This window comes from Pedobacter sp. 10L46_2 (assembly GCF_056395165.1).
Map to the genome: position 1 here is coordinate 1 of NZ_JBFTIZ010000170.1, position 1,919 is coordinate 1,919.

The following is a 1,919-nucleotide window of genomic DNA, read 5'->3' on the forward strand; positions in this document are numbered from 1 at the left end:
GTGTTTTTATTGCGCTTTTGGTCAATTTCTCATCATTAACTACAGTTGGATTTTCCTGTATAAATGAAATAGAAAGCAGTTTATCTTTATATCTTTCTTCTCCAATTAACTGTTCAATTTTAGGTATGATTTTTTGGAGGTTCGATTGATTTGTCTCGTATAAATATGTTTCTAAAAAAAGCTCGTCTTTCTCTGAGTAGATATTAAATTTATCATCCACAATCATGTAGTCCTTAAAGATTGTATTCGGATTCATCAATCCTATTTTAGGGTCACTCATATGTTGTATTTCCCAGGGCTTACTGTTAAGTTGTGAGCGAGATAATGAACTGTACATTTTCCTGGTAAGCCCTTTAACTTCCTCTTTGGATAGCTCATTTTTTAGTTTAATTCTTATTCGTTTTTGGTAGGCAAACATTTCATTTGGTTTAACCATAATTTGCCCCACAGGCAATGCTGTTACATGTAAACTATAAATTTCATCGGGGTTGATTATCGAAAACAAGCCTTGTTCAATCATTTTTTTTGCGCCAACAAATGTTTCTTCTTCTGGTTGAAATATAAAATATACCGTTCCATTTATTGACTCTTTATTTTTTGCAAGTATTTCTGCTATTCCTAATCCAATTGCCATATGTACATCGTGGCCACAACCATGCTGCCCATTTGGTAAAGCATCCATTTCAGCTCTCCATGCTATCTTCTTTCCTTTTTTTTCTCCGTTTAAAATACCTATAATGCTATGCCCGTAAGTATCTGTTTTAACTTCGATGCCTAAATCCAGTAAATATTTCTTTATGATCTCCTGAGTACGTTTTTCATTCCCTGCCAATTCAGGGTTTGCATAAATATCTCTTCTGATTTTCACCAGCTTTTCATAAATCCTATCAGTCTCAGCGCTAACCAATTCACGAGTTAAAGCCTCTTTTTTGTTTTGTGAGTACCCGCTAAGGGTTATTAATAATAAGAACAACAGAAGCTGTATTTTCATGTTTAAATGTTTGGTTTTACAAATTAGATATAATATCGATCTATTAGTTACCGATATATCATAGTTTATTTCCCTCTTCATTGTGAGTTGTATAGACGCATATTTTTAACAAACTTTGCATTACTATGGAATACGTTTTTAGAAAAGCAACATTAAATGATTTGCCCCAAATATGGGTGATTCTGCAAAAAGCAATCCTGCGCAGAAAAGAAGATGGCAGTAACCAATGGCAGGATGGTTATCCAAACCCTACAGTAATTGAAAATGACATAGCTAAGGGAGCTGGTTTTGTAATGGCCGATGGAGATACCATTACTGGCTATTGTGCAATTCTAATTAACGACGAACCTGCCTATGCAGAAATAAAAGGAAAATGGTTAACGGATGGTGATTTTGTTGTCTTTCACAGAGTCGCAATTTCCGAAGACTATCTTGGCAAAGGCTTATCGGGAAAGATGTTGAACTTCATTGAAGATTTTGCGCAAAGAAACAACATACACAGCGTTAAAGCCGATACCAACTTTGATAACGGAGCCATGAAGCATGTTTTTGAAAAGGCAGGTTACATTTACTGTGGCGAAGTATTCTTTAGGGGCAGTTCAAGATTGGCTTTCGAAAAAGAGCTCTGAGCATCTCCTATCCATTTGTATTTATAAATGGTGCTCTGCTCCTGTCCGTCTTCGCTTTTTTTATTGTGCGAAATATAAAACAACCCATCGTCTAAAGGACATAAACCAGTGGCTCCCCATTCAAAGCGCCAACCGCTTATACCCGTATTTGCATCTTTTGGCCCTGCCTGCAACAAAGAAAGAGTTTGAACTTTTATCGTTTCATTACCCGATGATATTTGACCTTTACCCGGCTTTTGATGTGCATCAATTACAAACAAGTCGTAATTTGGAAACTGCGTTTTAGCACCATGATATAC

General features: G+C 36.0%; 2 protein-coding genes and 1 pseudogene. 1 reads left to right on the forward strand and 2 read right to left on the reverse strand.

Annotation, left to right across the window (positions count from 1 at the left end; all coding sequences use genetic code 11):
* A partial coding sequence (locus tag AC1DDX_RS17300) for a M20 metallopeptidase family protein (RefSeq protein ID WP_477622325.1) occupies positions 1–991 on the reverse strand: 991 nt, incomplete at its 3' end.
* A 125-nt stretch (positions 992–1,116) separates the two neighbouring features.
* Here AC1DDX_RS17300 and AC1DDX_RS17305 point away from each other — a divergent pair.
* Positions 1,117–1,620, forward strand: coding sequence for a GNAT family N-acetyltransferase (locus tag AC1DDX_RS17305; protein WP_337715933.1), 504 nt, complete (start codon positions 1,117–1,119; stop codon positions 1,618–1,620).
* On the opposite strand, the pseudogene AC1DDX_RS17310 reads toward AC1DDX_RS17305, so the two are convergent.
* Positions 1,560–1,919: pseudogene (locus AC1DDX_RS17310) on the reverse strand (hypothetical protein); the annotation flags it as partial. The gene AC1DDX_RS17305 and the pseudogene AC1DDX_RS17310 overlap by 61 nt on opposite strands.

Excerpts from the sequence above, each read along its gene's own strand:
- AC1DDX_RS17305 (WP_337715933.1), top strand. The coding sequence starts at position 1,117 with ATGGAATACGTTTTTAGAAAAGCAACATTAAATGATTTGCCCCAAATA.